Source organism: Pseudomonas mohnii, from assembly GCF_900105115.1.
GTDB lineage: Bacteria > Pseudomonadota > Gammaproteobacteria > Pseudomonadales > Pseudomonadaceae > Aquipseudomonas > Aquipseudomonas mohnii.
The window spans coordinates 2,997,963-3,017,352 of the sequence record NZ_FNRV01000001.1 but is presented as its reverse complement, the minus strand read 5'-3'; the positions used below and the strand labels follow the sequence as shown (position 1 = coordinate 3,017,352).

The 19,390-nt window shown below is 58.3% G+C and carries 19 protein-coding genes and 1 tRNA gene; 5 read left to right on the top strand and 15 right to left on the bottom strand.

Annotated features, from left to right (window positions below; all coding sequences use genetic code 11):
- The first annotated feature begins 279 nt into the window (after positions 1-279).
- From BLV61_RS13930 to BLV61_RS13920, 3 genes are read left to right on the top strand one after another with little or no spacing between them, the layout of a single operon-like run.
- A complete protein-coding gene (locus BLV61_RS13930) occupies positions 280-498 on the top strand; it encodes a tautomerase family protein (protein ID WP_008058469.1) in 219 nt (72 codons plus the stop codon).
- Positions 495-1,151: a DsbA family oxidoreductase gene (locus BLV61_RS13925; protein WP_047536278.1), complete on the top strand. Its 657-nt coding sequence runs from the start codon at positions 495-497 to the stop codon at positions 1,149-1,151. Before BLV61_RS13930 ends, BLV61_RS13925 begins: the two co-directional genes overlap by 4 nt.
- 43 nt (positions 1,152-1,194) lie before the next feature.
- Positions 1,195-1,905 carry an SDR family NAD(P)-dependent oxidoreductase gene (locus BLV61_RS13920; protein ID WP_047539192.1) on the top strand — a complete coding sequence of 237 codons (711 nt, stop codon included), beginning with the start codon at positions 1,195-1,197 and terminating at the stop codon, positions 1,903-1,905.
- A gap of 221 nt (positions 1,906-2,126) precedes the next feature.
- On the opposite strand, the gene BLV61_RS13915 is transcribed toward BLV61_RS13920, so the two are convergent.
- The 10 genes from BLV61_RS13915 to BLV61_RS13870 form a co-directional block, all read right to left on the bottom strand.
- Positions 2,127-2,960, bottom strand: a complete 834-nt coding sequence (locus tag BLV61_RS13915) for a hypothetical protein (protein WP_047536280.1) — start codon at positions 2,958-2,960, stop codon at positions 2,127-2,129.
- Positions 2,960-4,762, bottom strand: a complete 1,803-nt coding sequence (locus BLV61_RS13910; protein WP_090465794.1) for a hypothetical protein — start codon at positions 4,760-4,762, stop codon at positions 2,960-2,962. Before BLV61_RS13910 ends, BLV61_RS13915 begins: the two co-directional genes overlap by 1 nt.
- Before the next feature lie 17 nt (positions 4,763-4,779).
- The gene (locus tag BLV61_RS13905; RefSeq protein ID WP_167361797.1) at positions 4,780-6,321 is read right to left on the bottom strand and encodes an OmpA family protein; all 1,542 of its coding nucleotides are present in this window, start codon (positions 6,319-6,321) and stop codon (positions 4,780-4,782) included.
- A 615-nt stretch (positions 6,322-6,936) separates the two neighbouring features.
- Positions 6,937-7,012, bottom strand: a tRNA-Thr gene (locus BLV61_RS13900).
- A gap of 130 nt (positions 7,013-7,142) precedes the next feature.
- Positions 7,143-8,384 (bottom strand): nucleoside deaminase, encoded by a 1,242-nt coding sequence (locus tag BLV61_RS13895; protein ID WP_090465788.1) that lies wholly within the window; start codon positions 8,382-8,384, stop codon positions 7,143-7,145.
- A 299-nt stretch (positions 8,385-8,683) separates the two neighbouring features.
- Entirely contained in the window at positions 8,684-9,913 is a 1,230-nt protein-coding gene (locus BLV61_RS13890) for a methyltransferase (RefSeq protein WP_090465785.1), read from the bottom strand.
- Positions 9,894-10,583 carry an ABC transporter permease gene (locus BLV61_RS13885; protein ID WP_047536287.1) on the bottom strand — a complete coding sequence of 230 codons (690 nt, stop codon included), beginning with the start codon at positions 10,581-10,583 and terminating at the stop codon, positions 9,894-9,896. The genes BLV61_RS13890 and BLV61_RS13885 overlap by 20 nt, the downstream gene beginning before the upstream one ends.
- Complete coding sequence (locus BLV61_RS13880; RefSeq protein WP_047536288.1) at positions 10,580-11,275, bottom strand: ABC transporter permease; 696 nt, start codon at positions 11,273-11,275, stop codon at positions 10,580-10,582. Before BLV61_RS13880 ends, BLV61_RS13885 begins: the two co-directional genes overlap by 4 nt.
- Positions 11,276-11,353: 78 nt before the next feature.
- Entirely contained in the window at positions 11,354-12,100 is a 747-nt protein-coding gene (locus BLV61_RS13875) for an ABC transporter substrate-binding protein (RefSeq protein ID WP_090465782.1), read from the bottom strand.
- A 13-nt stretch (positions 12,101-12,113) separates the two neighbouring features.
- Positions 12,114-12,887, bottom strand: a complete 774-nt coding sequence (locus tag BLV61_RS13870; RefSeq protein WP_007972784.1) for an ABC transporter ATP-binding protein — start codon at positions 12,885-12,887, stop codon at positions 12,114-12,116.
- A 564-nt stretch (positions 12,888-13,451) separates the two neighbouring features.
- Between BLV61_RS13870 and gabP the strand changes: the two genes are divergently transcribed.
- Positions 13,452-14,843 carry a GABA permease gene (gene gabP, locus BLV61_RS13865; protein ID WP_047536294.1) on the top strand — a complete coding sequence of 464 codons (1,392 nt, stop codon included), beginning with the start codon at positions 13,452-13,454 and terminating at the stop codon, positions 14,841-14,843.
- 88 nt (positions 14,844-14,931) lie between these two features.
- On the opposite strand, the gene BLV61_RS13860 is transcribed toward gabP, so the two are convergent.
- The 3 genes from BLV61_RS13860 to BLV61_RS13850 are packed head-to-tail and all read right to left on the bottom strand — an operon-like array spanning position 14,932 to position 16,807.
- Positions 14,932-15,384: a hypothetical protein gene (locus tag BLV61_RS13860; RefSeq protein WP_090465779.1), complete on the bottom strand. Its 453-nt coding sequence runs from the start codon at positions 15,382-15,384 to the stop codon at positions 14,932-14,934.
- Positions 15,385-15,390: 6 nt separating this feature from the next.
- A complete protein-coding gene (locus BLV61_RS13855; RefSeq protein ID WP_047536298.1) occupies positions 15,391-15,807 on the bottom strand; it encodes a hypothetical protein in 417 nt (138 codons plus the stop codon).
- A 37-nt stretch (positions 15,808-15,844) separates the two neighbouring features.
- Entirely contained in the window at positions 15,845-16,807 is a 963-nt protein-coding gene (locus BLV61_RS13850) for an alpha/beta hydrolase family protein (protein ID WP_090465776.1), read from the bottom strand.
- Between the two features lie 216 nt (positions 16,808-17,023).
- On the opposite strand from BLV61_RS13850, the gene BLV61_RS13845 reads away from it, so the two are divergent.
- The gene (locus BLV61_RS13845; protein ID WP_090465771.1) at positions 17,024-17,473 is read left to right on the top strand and encodes a hypothetical protein; all 450 of its coding nucleotides are present in this window, start codon (positions 17,024-17,026) and stop codon (positions 17,471-17,473) included.
- Positions 17,474-17,582: 109 nt separating this feature from the next.
- Here the strand turns inward: BLV61_RS13845 and BLV61_RS13840 are convergent, their stop codons facing one another.
- Both BLV61_RS13840 and BLV61_RS13835 read right to left on the bottom strand, forming a co-directional pair.
- On the bottom strand, positions 17,583-18,374 hold the full coding sequence (locus tag BLV61_RS13840) for a TSUP family transporter (protein WP_047536304.1): 792 nt from the start codon (positions 18,372-18,374) through the stop codon (positions 17,583-17,585).
- A gap of 382 nt (positions 18,375-18,756) precedes the next feature.
- Positions 18,757-19,194, bottom strand: coding sequence for a hypothetical protein (locus BLV61_RS13835; protein ID WP_090465768.1), 438 nt, complete (start codon positions 19,192-19,194; stop codon positions 18,757-18,759).
- Positions 19,195-19,390 lie beyond the last annotated feature (196 nt).

The following is a 19,390-nucleotide window of genomic DNA, read 5'->3' as shown; positions in this document are numbered from 1 at the left end:
GTTTTTGTTGTGTGGGATTTTTCGTTTGGCTCTTCCAGAAAAAGAAGGCCCCACATTACTGCGGGGCCTTCCTTGAGATTTCGGAGCGAAACCTGGAAGCGGGGGAAAACAGACGGGAATCCTTTTCACATAGAGCACTGTCTATGAACCGAATTACTAATTACACAGCGTAACTAATGATGTTCCCATCCCCACCTTTATCCCCTCCAGCGAACGCCATACATTGAGCTCCAACGCCTCTCCCATCATCCCGACGGGAAGGTCACTGGAGATTCCTCAATGCCTTTCGTAAGCGTGCGCATCACCCGCGATGGCGTGACCACTGAGCAGAAAGCTCAGGTGATCGCGGAAATCACTGAAACACTGGAACGTGTCCTCAACAAGCGTCCAGACCTGACCCACATCGTGATCGAGGAAGTCGACACCGATAACTGGGGTTACGCCGGGATCACCACCACTCAGTACCGCCAGCAACTGGCGCAAGAGGGGCAGTCATGACGCCGTCGGTGACCATCGATTTCGTCTCCGACGTGGTGTGCCCATGGTGCGCTCTGGGGGCGACGGCGCTCGAGCAGGCCATCGAGAACGTGGCGGGTGAGGTTTCGGTCGAGCTGACCTACAAGCCTTTCGAGCTGAACCCGAACATGCCGGCCGAAGGCGAAAAAGCCGTCGAGCACCTGATGCGCAAATACGGTCGTACCGCCCAAGACGTCGCCAATGGCAAAGCGATGCAGATCGAACGCGGCAATGCCATCGGCTTCAAGTTCGACCTGGAGAAGCGCACCCACTTCTACAACACCTTCGACGCTCACCGCTTGCTGCTTTGGGCGTTGGAGCAAGGGCGTCAGGTGGCGCTGAAGAAGATCCTGCTTCGCGCTTACTTCAGCGAAGGCCAGAACCCGAGTGATCAGCAGACGCTGGCGCGGTTGGCGGCAGAAGCCGGGTTGGACCAGGAACAGGCGAGCGAGGTGTTGGCGTCTGGCGCGTACGCCGCCGAGGTGCGTGAACTTGAGGCTTTTTACCAGCAGCGCGGTATCAATTCGGTCCCGGCCCTGGTGTTGAACGACCGTCATCTGGTGTCCGGTTCGCAATCGGTCGAGTACTACGAGCAGATGTTGAGACAAATGGCGTCGGCCTCCGCCGAAGCCTGATTACTTGTTTTTTCAAATCATCATTTATCAGCAGAGGTTCATCATGAGCAATTCGAAAAAAGTCGTTGTCATCACTGGCGCATCCCAAGGTCTCGGCGACGGCATGGTCAAGGCCTTCCGTGAACTCGGTTACCAGATCGTCGCCACTTCGCGTTCGATCAAGCCGTCGACCGATCCGGACATCCTCACTGTGGCCGGCGACATCGGCGAACCGGCCACCGCACAGCGCGTCATCCGTGAAGCGATCGCACGTTTTGGCCGTATCGATACGCTGGTTAACAATGCCGGGATCTTCATCGCCAAGCCGTTCACCGCGTACACCGCTGAAGACTACGCCAACGTGCTGTCGGTGAACCTCAACGGCTTCTTCTACATCACCCAGCTGGCCATTGCCGAGATGGAGAAAAACGGCAGCGGCCACGTCGTCAACATCACCACCAGCCTGGTGGACCACGCCATCGACGGCGTGCCATCGGTACTGGCCTCGCTGACCAAAGGTGGCCTGAACGCGGCGACCAAATCCCTGGCCATCGAGTACGCCAAGCGCGGCATTCGGGTGAACGCAGTGTCGCCAGGCATCATCAAGACCCCGATGCACGGCGAAGAAACCCACGCCGCACTGGGCGCTCTGCACCCGGTCGGGCACATGGGCGAGATCGATGACATTGCTAACGCGGTCGTGTACCTGGACGGCGCCAAATTTGTCACTGGCGAAATCCTGCACGTCGATGGTGGTCAGAGCGCGGGTCACTAAGACCCGGGTTTTAAAGCGGTAGAAACAACAAAGCCCTCGTATTGCTGCGAGGGCTTTGTCGTGGAACCTGTCCTGTCATTCTATTCCTGGCGTTCATCCATCTGTATCAAGACGCCGGGTTGTTCATGTCAGGTGACGGATTGCCGAAGTTGTTCAAGCCTCAGGTCAAGCTCTGGCAAGAGGCGGTTGTGTGAAAGGACCGTCCGCTGGTGGCCCTGTAATCACTCGACTGCGATCGTCAATTCCGGGTTGCCGAAGCCTTTGAGTTCTGCGTTCGATTTCTCGAAATAACGGCGCCAGAAACCTTCGAGGTTCTGGATCATCTTGCCGCTACGATAGCCGTTCTTGATTTGTGTAGGCACGAATGCGGCGCCGTGAACGTAGACCCTGGCCCCGGAAAAATCTGCCAGCAATTGCTGTTTTTCGACCTTCGCCAATTCCACGGCAGGGTTTATCTCGCGGATGCCGTTGTTGGTGTAGAAGCTGCCGAAGTCACTGTATTCGAGCATGTCGGACATCAGCAGGATGACCCGCTCGTTCACGCCTTCGGCATTTTTGATGTCATCGCCGATGGACTTCAGGCTGAACAGGATTTCGCTGCGCGGAATGTCCGAGCTGGATTTGCCCATTGCGTTGGAAAAAGCCTTTCCGAACCGTTGGTACAACGCAGCAGACTGACCCTTCAGGCAGGCATCGAACTTTCGGCTGGCCATCATCGGTACGTCGCCGAGTACGGCCGGATCGATCGGTTTTTCAAGCTCGCCGGCGAATTGCAGACGGGTGTAGTGACCTTCCAGGTAGGCGCTGAACGAGTAAAGCCGCAGCTTGTCACCGGGCTGGATAAAGCGCTTGATGTGGCCCCAGGCGGTTTTTTGCAAGTCAGGCGTCAATGGCGTTGTCTGATCGACAACGACGGTCAGTAGGCGGCCGGAAGGTGCACTGCGAAAGTTCTCGATTTTCGCTTGGGCGTAGCAGCTCGGGACATCATTGCGCTCCGCTGCCACGAGGGCAGCGGGGGCAAATGCCAGAGCCAGGATCAGGCTCTTGAACTTCATTAAGCCTCCGACTTGTCGAGTAGCTGGAGTTTGCGGGCGCGGCGGATGACGGCGGCGTCCACGCCTTTTTTGTTGGCCACGTAGTCGATGTCGTCTTCCTCGTAGCCGGTCAGGTCGCCGAAGGCGTTGTGATCAAAGGTTGTCTGCGCAGGTGCGGCAGTCGGCGTCGGCGTCGGGGCTGCTTCAACGGCTTGGGCGACTTCGGCCACGGGGGGCTCGACCGGTGCAACAACGGCGGCGGTCGTTGGTGCCGCGTTGGGTTTGGCGTTAAAAATGCTCAGTCCGGCAAACTGCTTTTTGAAATCTGCCAGCGTCGGATCATTGTCGGCGATTTGCTCGAAACGAGGGCCGGCCACCGAGATCAGGTCGTTGATCCTTGCGTTGTCACCGGCTTCAATCGCGGCGGACAGATCTGCCACGACCTTCTTGAAGTAGTTTTCAATGACCTTGCGGCTTTCTTTGCCCAGGTTGTCGGTGACATTCTTGCGCGCCTTGGCTGCGTTCTTTTCGTCTTCCTGGGCGATATAGGACTCGAACGTGCGGTTCAACAGGTCCGAACGCAGCGCTTCCAGTTCTTTACCGCCGACGCGGAACACCTTCATTTGCAAACCTTGCAACGTGCCCAGCGAGGCCTGGGCATCGTTGGCAACCCCACGGGCTTTGTTGGCGTGGTAACGCATGAAGTCGTCGGCGCTGGAGAATTTGTGCGTCCGTTCCCAGGCCTTGCGTGAGTGTGTGCCGGCAAAACCGAAGATGAAGGCCAGGTACGTCGAGCTCGCCTGGATAAAGATAAACAGACCGCTCAGTACGGCAAAGGTGACCAGCGATGCACGGTGCAACGAATCGATCTGATCTTGAGCCGATTTGTGGGTGGCACTGTCGGACAGGGTTTTCATGTCATCCGGAATCGGCACGTTGTCTGCCGCCGGGAAGTCATCTGCGGACTGCATCACTGCAGGTGGATTGGCGATCAAGTCGGATTCTTGAGCGTTGAGCGTCTCGGTACGGACCCAAAACGCGGCCACCGCCAGACCAATGATGAATACGCCATAGCCGATCAGCATGGTGAAGCGCTTGGCTGGCATGTCGCCATCTTTGTCCACTTTTACGCGGTTCAGCATTTGTTGATAGGGCGCGCAGCTATCGTCGTCGTTGGTGTTGTCGATGGTGATGATGTGAGTACTGATCATGTCGCCGCCCGCGCCTGTGCGGCGCAGGTTTTCATAAGACATGATGTTGTCGACGACGCGGTTCTTGTAGAGCGCGCGGCCGGCAAATTCGGAAAGGAACAAACCGATGATCGAGATCACCAGGCCGATGGCGAAAGCGCCGGCCAGTGCGGTGTTTGGTGTGGCCAGTGTCAGGGCAAAAGGCGCCAGCGCGAAACCGAAGGCCGTGGCCTCGATCAGCATCAGGACGATGATCAGCGTCCACAGGCCAAGGCCTTTCTCCCGCCGGCCGTCCTCCTGGATCTTGCCGAGGTAGTCCTGGCTGCGACGGAAATTGGCTTCCGAGGGCTGATGTTCCCGGTAGTACTTATCGTAGAACGAGCACAGCTCCAGCTCGGATGAAAGAAAACCGATGGGCTTGGCGTTGGTATCGCTTGGCTTTTCCTTTTCACCGGGATGTTTGACCCAGTGACTGATGCGGCCAAGTCCGGGCAAGCGAATACGGACTTTCATAAGCCAGTACTTGAATGACGACCAGTAGACAATCACCGGGATTGAAAGCAGGACGGTAAAGACCACCGGAATGATCACGTACCAGTACGCGGTGAAAAACGAACGGAAAATTTCGAGCATTGCGTGTCCCTCTAGACTTATCGGCGCTTCGGTGTGAACTGAGCGACGTAAGCGTCACCCTGTTTCGGGTAATAGATTTCGCCAGCGATGGCGCTGCCAGCACGCTTGTCGAAAACGATGTCCATGCAAGTCACTGGGGACTTGGACTGGTCGACGGCAAACACCCGATAAAGAATCTTGTTCTCCCCTTCATAGGTATTAGCGACGGAGAGGTATGGCTGACTCTGATGCTTTTGCGGGGTTGCGTAGTCGGTGATGAACTGCATTTTCGGCGCTTGAGCGACCTTGGCGTCGTCACGCAAAACCGCAATCGGGCCAACGGTGACGGAGTGACCGTTGACCGCAGTTGCCCAGGGCTTGCCAGTCAGGCCAGGGAAGAATTCGTTGGTCGCGAACTCGTTCAGCGGCTTGTCATCGGCCAGGTTCTTGACTTGGCCTTCGATACGGGGAAGGTCGGCGACACATGAACTCAAGGGTGCAGTCGCATTGGCGGTGCCAATCAAGGAGAAGGGCGAGCTTTTGGGTGTGATGCCCATGGCCAGGATCGAGCGAGTGTCGGTGACAGCATTACCGCCGAAGTCGACACCTCCTTCACCGCCCAGCGGAACAATGGCTGATTTGGCAGGGGAAGCCGTCGTGGAGGCCGGCGCCTGGGCAACCGGTTGTGGCACTTGCACCGCAGGCTGTTGACTCGCCGTCACGACAGGTTTGGCCGGGGTCGATTTAGCCACGGCCGGTTTGGCCTTGGCCGCAGGCGCGGTGCCATGTGCCAGGTACTTGGCGTTACTGCGCTCGCTACGGACGCGTTCAACCAGCAATTTCTCGTTGTCGATCTCGACGAATTCGACGCGACGGTTCTCGGTACGACCTTGCTCTGTGTCGTTACTGGCGAGAGGTCGAGACGCCCCGGCGCCCTGATAGTAAATGTCCTGGCGAGCGATACCGGCATCCGCAAGGATCTGGCCCACGGCACGAGCGCGTTGCTCGGACAGTTTCTGGTTGAATTCAGCCGCACCGGTCGCATCGGTGTGGCCAACCACCAGAATCTTCTTGAGCGTCTGAGGGGTTTGTTGGGGGGCTGGTTGCTTGTCGGCCAATGCTGCGGCCAGGCGCGTCAGTTTCCGCCTGCCTTCAGTGGTCAGCTCCGCGGAACCAACAGCAAACATTTCGGATGACTGCAGTTGAGCTTCAACACCCACGGACTGCACGTTCGGTGTGGCCGCAGGCTGGGCGACGTTGGCATTCAACTCGCTGACCTGCATCACCAGGCCTTCTTCTTTTGCGACAGCCTGAAGCTTCTGCACCCGCTCGCGGTACAGCAGCGCGACGCCACACCCGGCGCCTGCGCCGATCAATGCACCTTTCTTGTAGGCATTGGCGTCGCCCTTGGTTAACGCGACGACTGCAACCCCCAGGACCGCACCCACCGCGCCACCGGCAACGCAGGCGCTTGTCCCGGAAGACTGCCCCATGTACTGATCGACGTGGGCGCAACCACTAAGGCCAACGGCAATCGCGACGGCGAGCGCTGTCGGTCTCAAAACATGATTTAAAAACATCCGAATGCCATCTCCCCATTCCATAGTCCGTCAAACTGACGGATTTTTCTTCGGCCAATGGCCGAATGCTCCAGGCCCGAGGGGATCAAGACCCCCTGGGTGTCTTCTGATTGTTTGAAAAAACGCTTTCCAAAGGCCCGATCTCTCGAACCTGCGCAGCAATGTTCGAAAACAGAACGTCAAGGCCAGGCGGCATGCCCGTTGGATTGTTTGATGTGAAGGAATGCCTTCACCGTCCTGATCCAGGGTCGGTGTGGCTTTACGCTTGTCTGGGGTCTTGCGTGGTATTGCAGACGAACAGCACTAAAGCCGCGCGCATGGGGCGCAGCCGCAAGAAAATGCGTGATGCCTGGGTTGAGGCAGAAGCTCATGGGAAAAATATCCGTATAAGTGCAAGCCCTGAGGGCCGACACATCCATGTCCGTATGCCGCTGTACTCGCGAGAAGGAGTGCAGGGGAACCACTGTGGCAATGATACTGCTGTTTTGCTACGTGGTGGCACTCTGATATGCAGAAAAGCCAATGAGGTTGTGGGCAGAAGCGAGGGGGGAGCTGGGAGGAGAGGGGGGCAGAAACAACAAAGCCCCTGCATTTCTGCAGGGGCTTTGTTTTGTATGGTGCCGGCACCAGGAATCGAACCCGGGACCTACTGATTACAAGTCAGTTGCTCTACCATCTGAGCTATACCGGCGTGTCAGGGCGACGATTATAGCGATTGGATTGGTTATGTAAACCCCTGAATTCTGACTATTTTTGCTTTTGTGTCAGTCCGGCCCTGCGGACTCTTCCGCAGAGCCGGGCGGCGGGATTGCCTGGAGGGGTCAAACGCTGTTTTTGACGGCGTTGATCAGGTCTTGGCTCAGCACTTGCGCGGGCGCTACTTGCACGCTTTGGGTGTAGAACGGCGGCAGGTTCTGGGCCAGTGTCGACAACGCTTGAGCCGTGGTGTTGCCCGGCAATAGCACGTATTGCAGGTTGGACGGATAGCTCTGCGGCACGGGGCCTTCCATGGTCGAGCCGTATGCACCGAAGGTCATCACTGCCTGCGGGGTGGTGGGGTCGGGGGCATACAGAAAGACGAAGGTGCCGTACTTCGGATGGGTCAGGTATTGCTCGGCCTGAGCGCGAACGGCCGGATCGGGGTCATTCATCAGTGTCCAGCGCATGACCGCGTAGTTACGGGTCGTTTCCATAAACGCTGTACGAATCGGTGACTGATTCTCGAGGCCTCCCAGGCACACCAGCAAATTGCCGAACGGGTCGATGAGTACCACCGAATTGAATACCGGACTTTGCTGCGCGGTTTTGACCAGTGCGGGGGCAAGTTCTGCGCCGGGGTCGCGCGGGTTCGCCGATTGCACGGTCAGCGCAAATGGACTGAGTGCAGTGAGTGCCTGGCGCACTTTGCTGTTGGCCGGGAGCGTGGACGGATTTTTCAGCTGGTCTGGCGGCAAACCGCTGTTGTTGCTGGCCTCGCGCACCGTGTTGACGCTGGCGGAGAAGATCGAGCTGGTGAGGAAATACGCGGCCGAGTCGATGGACTGGCCACCGAACACGGGGCTGGTTGACCCCTGATAGGCTCGGCTGACCGGCGCTGCAATCGCGTAGTAGCCCCAGGTGTTCTGCGCTTGCTGGCGAATGTGCGGTGGTAGCGACGGAAAAGTGAATTGGCTGTTGTAGTTGATGCCCGCGTAGTCATCGATTGCACTGACGGCAACATTGAAACCTGCGGTCAGTAGCGAGCCGGCGCACATGGCGCAGGGGTCCAGCGTAGTGACGATGGTCAGTTGGTCGGGAGGGGGCAGCTTCAGTGGCGAGGCGTTTTCGTAATACCAGTCCACCAGTTGTCGTTCGCCGTGGGCAGTAGGGTCGTGGGGCAGGAACTCAGTCGTGCCACCGCCGGGAAACGGCATTAATACGTTGTTGTGCAGCGCAGCAATCACTTGCCCTGTTGCATTGTTGATGATGGCGCCACCCACCGCGAAGGTTTGCTGCAATGCAGCTTCAATGGCTTGGTTGGCAACGGCGTCGACGGCTTCCTGCGCATTGTTCAGTGTGCTCATGGTTTCTCAGCTCCTTGCTGACTGATCGCCAGACAATTCTGACGCTGGGCAAAGATAGTTGAGGTTTTCAGCGTCGTTTATGTTCTTTTGGTTTAACGCTTATGCACAACGTCGTTGTCGGCGCACGCAATCGTGCGTGAATTTGTGGACTCGTTCTCATCTGGTCCGCAAATCACTGTTTTTCAGGTTTTTTATTCAGGTGTACGAAATCTGAACAGTATCGTTTCACCCCTGAAACAGCTGTTAATGTTGGATCCACGAAATTTTCATCAACAGAGTTATCCACAGGCTGCACAGCCTTAAGGGCGTTCTGCCAATAACAGGAAATTGCGCGGCGTCAGCGGGGTTTCGCAGAAGGTGCCGAGGCGTACGGTGTAGCCCTGATCGAGCAGGAAAAGCGCTCGATCGAGTACCAGCCAAAGCTCCAGTGGGCGTCGGAAAAGGCCACGCAACAGCTCAAGATTGCGCACTTGCGCCAGGCGCTGCCAACCGCTGGCTTCCAGTACCCCCCAATTTTGCTGGCCGACTGTGGATAAGTCTTTGAGTCGGGCCAGATGCTGGCAGTACTCGGCGAAGGGGCTGTCCAGCCAGGCGCTGGGCAAGGAAGGCGTTGGCAGGTACTCATCCACGCCACGCACCTGGCGTTGCAGCAGGTCGAAGGCCAGTCGCCGGGCCATGGAGGTGTCGCGCTGACGACGGACGCGCGCACCCGCGGTAACGGTTTCGCTCATCGGCAGTGCGAGATCGTCGATAGAGAGCTGTAGCTCGGAGTGCCTGGCGGCCGAAGATATCGGTGAGTACTGGGGAAGATTGATTCGGTTATAGCAGCAAGGCGCGATGGCGATTTGTTTGCAGCCCGCTGCGCTGGCCAGATGGATCAGTTGCACGTGCAGATCACCACAGGCATGCAGGGCTACCGGTGTGTGGCCAACGCTCAGTAACGTAGCGGTATCCGCCGCGAGCACATCCTGCTCGACATGCAGCGCATGCAGTTGATGACGTTGGCTGAGTGCCTGGCCGCTGGCAACCAGCGCCGGGTCGTATTCGAGGCAGGTCAGTTGTTGACCGGTTTGCAGCAACCGTCGGCCCAGGTGCCCTTTGCCCGAGCACCAGTCCAGCCAGTGCCTTGGTGCCTCCGCAAACTGCAATCGACTGGCGAAGGCTTCGATCTGTTGCCACTTGCGTCCCGGTACATCCACGTTCAGTCGATGACCCGCAGCCTCCAGTGCATGCGCCGGCAACTCACCCACTGCAGCCAATTCAAGGGACATCGCCGCCAATGAAGCAAAAGGCTCCGGCGCGTCCAGCAGGGCAGGTTGGTTGTGGGCGTTTTCTGCGTCTTCCAGGGATCGGCCACGTAGCCAGACGGCCAATTCGGGGTAGGTCGTTTCCCAGGGAAGCTGCAGATGAGTAAACGGTCGAGGCTTCCACAGCGCCTGATGCTGTGTCAGAAACGCATCCAGCGCGGTGAAGCGGGCGAGCAGGGCCTCGCCCGTCAACACCTGGGAATCAACGCCCTTGGCAGGCATCGACGCGCAACCAGCGCTCCAGCAGCTTGAAGCCGCGCACCAGCACGTAAGCCATCGCCAGGTAGAACATGCCGGCGGCGAAGAAGATCTCCACCGGCAGGTAGGTCCGGGCAATGATGGTGCGGGCCATGCCGGTCAGTTCCAGCAGGGTCACGGTGCTGGCCAGGGCGCTGGCCTTGAGCATCAGGATCACTTCGTTGCTGTAGGCCGGCAGGCCGATGCGCGCGGCACGGGGCAGGATGATGTAGATCAGCGCCTTGGCCTTGGACATGCCCAGGGCTCGCGCCGCTTCGATTTCGCCCGGCGGAATCGCCTGGATCGCGCCGCGCAGGATCTCGGCGATGTAGGCCGCGGTGTGCAGGGTCATGGTAGCCGTGGCGCACCAGAACGGATCGCGCAGGTAGGGCCACATCGAGCTGTTGCGGATCACATCGAACTGCGCCAGGCCGTAATAGACGAGGAACAGTTGAACCAGCAACGGCGTGCCACGGAAAAAGAAGATGTAGCCGTACGGAAATGCCCGCACCCACCACAGGCGCGATGAACGAGCGATGCCCAGCGGAATCGCCAGCAGCAGGCCGGCGATCACGGCGATGGCCACCAGCTCCAGGGTCAGGGTTGCGCCCTGGGCCAGTTTTGGCAGCCACTTGATGATGATTTCCCAGTTCATTGGGCGCTCCTCGCGAAGCCGCGAGCGGCGCGTTTTTCCAGGAAGTGCATGCCGGTCATGGCCAGGATCGTCAGGCTCAGGTACATGAATGCGGCGACCATATAGAAGGTGAACGGTTGCTTGGACACGGTCACGCCGATTTGCGCGTGACGCATGATTTCTTCCAGGCCGATCACTGACACCAGTGCGGTGTCCTTCATCAGGATCATGAACAGGTTGCCCAGGCCGGGCAGGGCGATGCGCCACATCTGCGGCATGATCAGTTTGGTGAAGATGCGCCATTTCGACAGGCCCAGGGCTACACCGGCTTCACGATGGCCTTTGGGAATGGCGAGGATCGCACCGCGAAACACTTCCGTGGCGTAGGCGCCGAAGCACAGGCCCAGGGCGATGACGCCGGCGGCGAAGGCGTTGAGTTCCAGGTCGGGGTTGCCGAAGAACTCGCCCAGGGCGCGCATCAGGTTGACGGTGCCGAAGTAGATCAGCAGGACCCAGAGCAATTCCGGGATACCGCGAACCAGGGTCGAATACGTGCCGCCAAGCCATTGCAGCGGCTTGTACGGTGAAGTCTTGGCCAAGGCGCCGAGCAGACCGAGTACCAGTCCCAGGCACAAGGCCGAGAGCGCCAGTTTCACAGTCATCAGCGCGCCGGCGGCGAGCGCCGGGCCGAATCCGTAGAGGTCGATAATCATGGATTTCTTTTCAAATCGCGGCAGGCAAGGCCGGGGACCAGCGCCGTCAGCAGGCGGCACCGGTCCGGCAGGTCAGTATCAATAGATGCTGAACGGGAAGTACTTGTCGTTGATTTTCTTGTAGGTACCGTCAGCAACGATTTCTTTCAACGCGGCGTTCAGCTTTTCGCGGATCGGGTCGTTCTTGCGAACGGCGATGCCGATCTTGTCGCTTTCTTCCACCGGGTCGCCCTTGAATTCGTAGGCGCGTCCGGCGTCGCTTTTCAGCCACTCGTAGTTGACGTACTTGTCCGCCAGGATGCCGTCCAGGCGACCGGAAGTCAGGTCGAGGTAGGCGTTTTCCTGAGTGTCGTAGAGTTTGACTTCAACGCCTTCCATGTTGTCTTCCATCCAGGTGCCGGCGAGGGTCGCACGTTGTGCGCCGATCACTTTGCCTTGCAGGGAAGCCTTGTCGGTCTTGAACTCTTTATCTTTCGGCGCGATGAATTGCAGCTTGTTGGAGTAGTACGGGTTGGTGAAGTCCACCGCTTGCTTGCGCTCGTCGGTGATCGACATCGACGAGATCAGGAAGTCGAACTTCTTGGCGTTCAGGGCCGGGATGATGCCGTCCCAGTCGGACGTCACAACGGTGCATTCGACTTTCATCTTGGCGCACAGGGCTTCGCCGATTTCCTTGTCGAAGCCAACAACGTTGCCACTGGCATCTTTATTGTTGAACGGCGGGTAGGCCGCTTCGATGCCCATCTTCAGGGTTTCGGCCATGGCACCGGCGCTGAAGGCCAGGGTGACGGCGGCAGCCAGGAAGATCTTTTTGTAGTTCTGCATGCGGGTAGCTCCGTTAGCGGTTGCTGGACATGAATTGTTTGCAGCGTGCCGAAAGCGGGTTTTCAAACACCTGCTGTGGCGATCCTTGCTCTTCTACCAGGCCCTGGTGGAGAAACACCACTTCGCTGGAGACCTGACGGGCGAAGCCCATTTCATGGGTGACCAGCAGCATGGTGCGGCCTTCTTCGGCCAGTGCGCGGATGACATTAAGTACTTCCTGGACCATTTCCGGGTCAAGGGCGGAGGTGGGCTCGTCGAACAGGATGACCTTGGGCTGCATGGCCAGGGTGCGGGCGATGGCCGCACGCTGTTGCTGGCCGCCGGACAGTTGCGCCGGGTAAGCATGGCGCTTGTCGGCGATGCCGACCTTGGCCAGCAAGGCTTCGGCGACCTCGATGGCTTCGGCCTTGCTCTGGCCGAGCACGCGGCGCGGGGCCTCGATGATGTTGTCGAGCACGCTCATGTGCGGCCACAGATTAAAGTTTTGAAATACAAAACCAATTTCACTGCGCAGACGGTTGATCTGCTTACCGTCGGCAGCGACCAGTTCGCCATTCTTGGCGGCTTTGAGCTTGAGTTCTTCGCCGGCTACCAGGATCTGGCCCTGGTGCGGGTTTTCCAGCAGGTTGATGCAGCGCAGGAACGTGGACTTGCCGGAACCGGAAGAACCCAGGATCGAGATCACATCGCCATCGCGGGCTGTCAGCGAGATGCCTTTGAGCACCTCCAGCGAGCCGTAGCGTTTGTGCAAGTTGCGGATTTCAAGCGCGGGCGTGGCCTCAGCCATGTGCGTTCCTCATTGTGTTTTGCGCTCCTGCTGTTGGTGGCCTTCCTGGCGAGGCGGCCAAGCTAGCATAGCGTTTCAAAGGCAGCCAACAGCGCTACGGGCAGTAAACGGGTGGCATGGGGCAGGTTGTCGCATCGGCACAGCAGACTGTCGCCCCATCAACAACCGAACAGTCGTTTGAACCCTGCTTCTGGAGAGAAAGCCAGGCGGCTGTTCTAAAAAAGGGCGCGATGTTGCCAGCTTTGGCGGGGGGTTGGAAGCGCTAACAGGCCAAAGGTTGCCGATCTGCCCTTTTATCGTGCGTCGAGCTATTTTTGTGTGTGTTTCCGGTGCGCGGGATTGTCACTTCAAGTGAGTCGCAGGGTAACGTTCTGGCAAAGTGCCATTAATATCAAGGGCTTGCGATGACTGTCCGGTCAGGTGGAAAGCGCCGGAATAGGCGGCTTTGAAACATTTTGGCGCAATTATTGCGTGCAGATTCCGGAACACCTCCGTTTGTTTCTTTTTACACAGAAGGCGCCGAGGGGGTGAACGCATTCGCTTCTCCTTACAAAGGTAGTTTCAATGAGCAGTACCCATAGCTCTAATGGCCTCGAACAGGGGCTCAAACCGCGTCATGTGACCATGCTGTCGATTGCCGGGGTAATCGGTGCCGGCCTGTTCGTCGGCTCGGGTCACGCAATCGCCGCCGCAGGCCCGGCCGTCCTGTTGGCCTACGCCGCCGCCGGTATGCTGGTGGTGTTGGTTATGCGCATGCTCGGCGAAATGGCAGTCGCCTCGCCGGACACAGGCTCCTTCTCGACGTACGCCGATCGCGCGATCGGTCACTGGGCCGGTTTCACCATCGGCTGGTTGTACTGGTGGTTCTGGGTGCTCGTCATCCCGCTGGAGGCCAACGCCGCCGCGACCATCCTGCATGCCTGGTTCCCTAACGTGGCTATCTGGGCCTTTGCCTTGGTGATCACGATGTTGCTGACAGTGACCAACCTGTTCAGCGTGAAGAACTATGGCGAGTTCGAATTCTGGTTTGCCCTGGTCAAGGTCCTGGCGATCATCGGTTTCATTGTGCTCGGCGTGCTGGCGATCTTCGGCTTCCTGCCAGGCAGCCAGGTCAGCGGCGTTTCGCACCTGTTCGATACTCAGGGCTTCCTGCCAAACGGCATGGGCGCGGTGTTGGGCGCGATCCTGACCACCATGTTCTCCTTCATGGGGACCGAGATCGTGACCATCGCGGCCGCGGAATCGAAGAACCCTGGCAAGCAAATTTCCAAGGCCACCAACTCGGTGATCTGGCGGATCGGCTTGTTCTACCTCGTATCGATCTTCATCGTCGTGGCCCTGGTGCCGTGGAACGATCCGCTACTGGCCAGCCTGGGTTCCTACCAGACCGTGCTTGAGCGCATGGGCATTCCGAATGCCAAAATGGTTGTTGATATCGTGGTATTGGTCGCCGTGACCAGCTGCCTGAACTCGGCGCTCTACACCTCGTCGCGCATGTTGTTCTCCCTGGGCAAGCGCGGTGATGCGCCGGCCATGTCCACCCGCACCAACAACAGCGGCACGCCATACTGGGCGGTGATGTTGTCCACAGGTGCTGCGTTCCTGGCGACATTCGCCAACTACGTGGCCCCGGCGGCAGTGTTCGAATTCCTGCTGGCCAGCTCCGGTGCCATTGCGCTGCTGGTGTACCTGGTGATTGCGATCTCACAACTGCGCATGCGCAAACAGCGTATGGCTCGCGGCGAGAAAATCGTCTTCAGCATGTGGCTGTTCCCGGGCCTGACCTACGCGGTGATCGTGTTCATCGTCGGCGCCTTGACCATCATGCTGTTCCAGGAGGCCCATCGTGTGGAAATCCTCGCGACCGGCCTGCTCGCCGTCATGGTGGTTGCGGCCGGCCTGCTGGTGGCTCGCCGTCGTCGTAGCGAGAAGATGATTGGAGCGGTTGCGCGCTGAGTCTCTGACTCAGGCCAAGCGTTGTTGAAATAAAAAAACGGCCGCTGTCAGCGATGACAAGCGGCCGTTTTTATTTGTCTCGAAATCTTTACTCGCCTTTCGCTTCCTGGGCATCCAGCGTCTGGCGATAGCTGTCGAGTGCATCGCCGAAGTCGCTGATGAACTGCGGGTCGGTCAGCCAGGCCTGGGCGGTATCGCGGTCCATGCCGTCGGCCCACATGCGATAGTCGATCAGCATGTCGGCAGCCAGGTGGGTGGCGGCCATGGCTTCGTTGTCGGCGTTTTCCATGTCCAGCAGTTCGGGATGGTCGTTGATGATCCCGGCGAGATCGGTCAGCAGGGTCAGCAGCATGTCATTGCGACCGATGGCTTCCGCGTCGCGCATCTTGCTGAACATCGCCAGGGTGTATTCCGGGATCGGCTCGCCGATTTCGCCCAGGTCATCGTCCAGCGCGGCGGGTTTTCTGCCGTGGATGTTGATTTGCCTGGCTTTGGCTTTTGCACGTTTGGCGCGTTTCTGTTGCTTGTTCAGGGAGGCCATGGGAACTCAGTTCGGTTTCTGTTGGGTTTGGGTCGCGATGGCGTCGGACGCCGCCACGTAATCAGCCTGGAAGGCCGGGGACTCGATCCACGCCAGGGCGCCGGCTTCATCGGTGTCGGCGGACCATTGGCGATACTCGATCAGCGCGGCGAGGATGAAATCCATCGCGCCTTCTTCGCCTTCCTGCTCGTAGACCAGTTCCAGCAGCGGGTCTTCGAGGAAGGCCGTGCACATGGCTTGCTGGCTGATCTTTTGCGCGTCGATCATTTTCTTGAACAGTTCGGTCAGGTCCACCGACTCGAAGTCGATGCGGTCGTCGTTCGGGTCCAGCTCAACCGGCGCGGCGGCCCGTTGCGTGCGGTTCTGCTTGGCCTTGGCCTTGGCGCGGGAGGCGCGTTTTTGCTGCTTGTTGGCGGAGGCCATGGGCGTCGTTCCGTAATTCGTTGAAAGGGCGGCTTATTCAGCTGCGGGGCACCGTCCGCCCGGGTGTGCCGGGGGCCAGCTCACCGTTTTGCAGCCAGGACAATGCAATGGGCCATAGTGTGGCTTGGTATGCGCTGCGAAAAAAGGCGAAATGCCCAACTTCTTTTTCGCCGATGTCTTGGGGCGCAATGCGCAGGTGGGTGTTGCTGGCGTGGGTGAAGTAGCCGAGCAGGCGTTCGATGGCCGGGATCGTGCCATAGGGGTCGTCGCTGATGCTGATGGCCAGGGCTTTCGCGGTGACAGCGGCAAAATTTCTGACATGGAGATCCTGGCCGCTGGGGCGCCTTTCGTAACGAGCGGTGGGCGTACACCAGTCACGGACCACGCCGGCGGGCGTGTCTTCCAGCCAGCCGAGGCGCTTGCCGGGAAAGTAACCGTAGATCATCGTGATCAACGGCATCACCACATGCCACTTGCCCAGCATCCGCCAGCGATGAGCCGGCGCATAGTCGCGCCAGTACGCGAATTGCGCGCCAACGGTCAACAGGCGGCGGATAAGCCGTCCCGACGCTCCCAGGCCCGCTGCACAGCCTCCAAAGCTGTGTCCGACCACATCGATCGGCTGATTGGGAAACTCACGCTGTGCGCGCTTGAGCATCGCTTCGAAATCCAGGGCGCCCCAGTCGGACCATGACGCCTTCAATCCTTTCAGCGACGCGGGGCGCGATTCACCGATGCCGCGGTAGTCATAGGTGATCACGTCGAAGTCATTGGCAAACAGGTAGTCGGCGAATCGCGAGTAGTGACGGCAGCGCACCGAGGTGGCGGCGTTGATGATGACGACCGGGCGCTGAGTGTCCCTGGCAGCGTGCCGCCAGTTGAAACCTCCGAGTAAAAAGCCATCTGCGGCGGGCTCCTTGAAGGGCTCGCCGAGTGCGTCACTTGCCAGCGGCAGCTCGATTTGAGTGGCGGCGAGGGGTGGGGTTTCCTGCAAGTTCATCGGTGCCCGTCCTTTGCGGATAGTTGCCAACGATAGTCTTCACGCGGCAGATGAACAATCCATCGGGGTTATCGTTGGTTCTGACTCAGCGGCGCTTAGCAGTCCGGGGTCGTTTCGTGCTCGCCCCAAGACTGAATCAATCTAAAACTCCTGCCTTCGCGCGCAAATCAAAAGAAGGGTAACGAATGGGTTCTGAAGAGCCCGGGAGTCACCATCATGAAAACCTTCCATTCACTGCTGTTGCCCATCGCCACCGTCGGCGTATTTGTGTTTTCAGCCATATCGCCTGCCGCCAGCCTGGAGCCCGTTGACGGTTCGGGCGTGCAGATTCAGCGTCAAGAGGAAAACGGAATTGCCTATCTGTCTGGCGGCATCGGTGAAGATGAAGCGCACGCCATCCAGCAGGCCACAGGCTACAACCTGCACATGACCTTCTCCGTTGGCCCCCTGAACGAGTACATCCCTGATGTGAGCGTGGTCATACAGAAAGACCACGGACAAACCGTGCTGACATTGAACGAGGCCGGCCCGTTGGTTTATGTGCAATTGCCCGCTGGCAAATACACCGTCGTCGCCTCGCGTAACGGCGAGGAGCGGCGTGACACGGCGGATATCGGCAGCGGAGCGGCCCGCAACATGGTCTTTCACTGGAACAGTAAAAGTTAGCGAGTGGGCAAAAACCGGGGGAGGGAAATAGAACCCTGAACCTTTTGATTCAGGGTTTTTTGTATGTGTGGGCGGTGATTGGTTGGGGGGAGCCGGTTGATTGGAGTGCTCATAACCAAGCCAGCGATTGGATCACCGCAACGCGCAAGGGGTTGGTTTCTACGCTTAGCAGCTTGATGGCCAAGGCGCAGCAGACCACGATCAACATGGGTTTGATCAGTCGTGGACCGACTCGAACAGCGGCTCTGGCACCCAGTTGCGCGCCGACGAAGGCTGCCAAAGCCATGGCGATGGCCACTGGCCAGATGATCACGCCTTTGGTTATGAAGATCGAAAGAGAGCCGAGATTGCAGGAGGCGTTGGCCAGTTTGGTAAAACTCATGGCTCGCATCATGCCCAGGCCGCAGAGAAGTACGAATCCGACAATGAAGAAAGAGCCCACGCCCGGGCCAAATATGCCGTCGTAGAAACCCAGGATCGGCGCCAGGGTAAAGGAAAACAGCAGAATGCCGATTCTTTTGCGTCGATCTTCATTGGCCAGCTTTGGAGATAGCGCAAAATAAATGGCCACCAGAATCAGCATGATGGGCACGCATACTTCCAGATAGCGCTTATCAATAGAGCTGACCAGTAAGGCGCCACTGGCGCCACCCATAAATCCGCAGATAACCAGGAAGCGGCCTTCACGCCACTCGATAAGTCCTTTGCGAGCAAAGGTCACCGTGGCAGAAACAGTTGCCGACGCGGCCTGGAACTTGTTCGTTGCAATCGCGCTGATCGGATCTACCCCTGCCAGAAACAAGGCAGGCAAAGTGATCAGGCCACCCCCACCGGCAATCGCATCAAAAAAGCCGGCGCAGAAAGCGACGAGCGCCAACATGCCAATGAGATCCCAAGACATTACATTCCTCCCTGTTGGTAATTGGCCGGCAATCACATGATTGGTCATGCAACGGCCCGAACTTAAGCAATCAGCCCTGCACCAGTAATGGATCCTCTGAAATTACGATAGGGGTGGAAAATTTTGAAAGTCCGAAAGTACGGACCAGAGTCGGTGCACCAGTAAGGCACCACTGCGTGGAGGGGTAAGCGCGAGATGGCGCGGGAGTTCGGTTCTTTGATTTGCGGCTCGTCATTGATTCTGATGAGTCCATCATCCAAGCCGTTCTCAAGTCCGCAAACAGCCGTTTTTCACTGGCTGCTTGCGGAATGCATTGCGCTAGGGTTTTCGGTTTGCCAAAGCGCAATGGATGGATTGCCGAACAAACACCTGGGGGGATGTGTTAGCGGATGCTGCGGATGTTGCCTTTGTTGCCTTTTACCGTGACGGAAACTTTTTTGAAGATGAAGTAGTTTTCTTCGTTCACTTCATAGCGAGGGGCGACGATCAGATCGGCTCCGGAGGATTTGACCGCTTTGTAGGCCGCAGCCGATTTGACGGCGCTGACGGGATCCAGACCCAGACCGCTCAGGCCACCGCTCTCGCCGCCGTAGCTGACGCCATCCGCAAACTGGGAGTCGCCACCAAACTTGAGGACGCCGAACAGGACGTTAACCGAAGATTGGCCGGAGATGGTGTCACCGACGGCGATGTCTGCTTTCAGGTCTGCTTTGACGGTGCTGTCGATCGGCGAAGAAGGTTGGCTGTTGTTGTAGCTGACGCAGCCGCTTGCTGTCGCAATAATTGTCGACAGGGCGAGGAACTTCAAAAGCGTATTCAAGAAATGTTTCCTTACTTTGAAACGTTGAATGCAGGCAGATTTGCTGCTGCAAAAGTTTCACTTTGTAAGGGGGGTGCGCTCAATGAGACGTATCCCAAGGTGATGTGTGAGGAGGGGGATGCGACTAGAGAGAAAAGGGCGTGGCTGGCGTAGGAATTTTCGGCGGTGTTAGGACTGGACAAATCACGGGCATAAA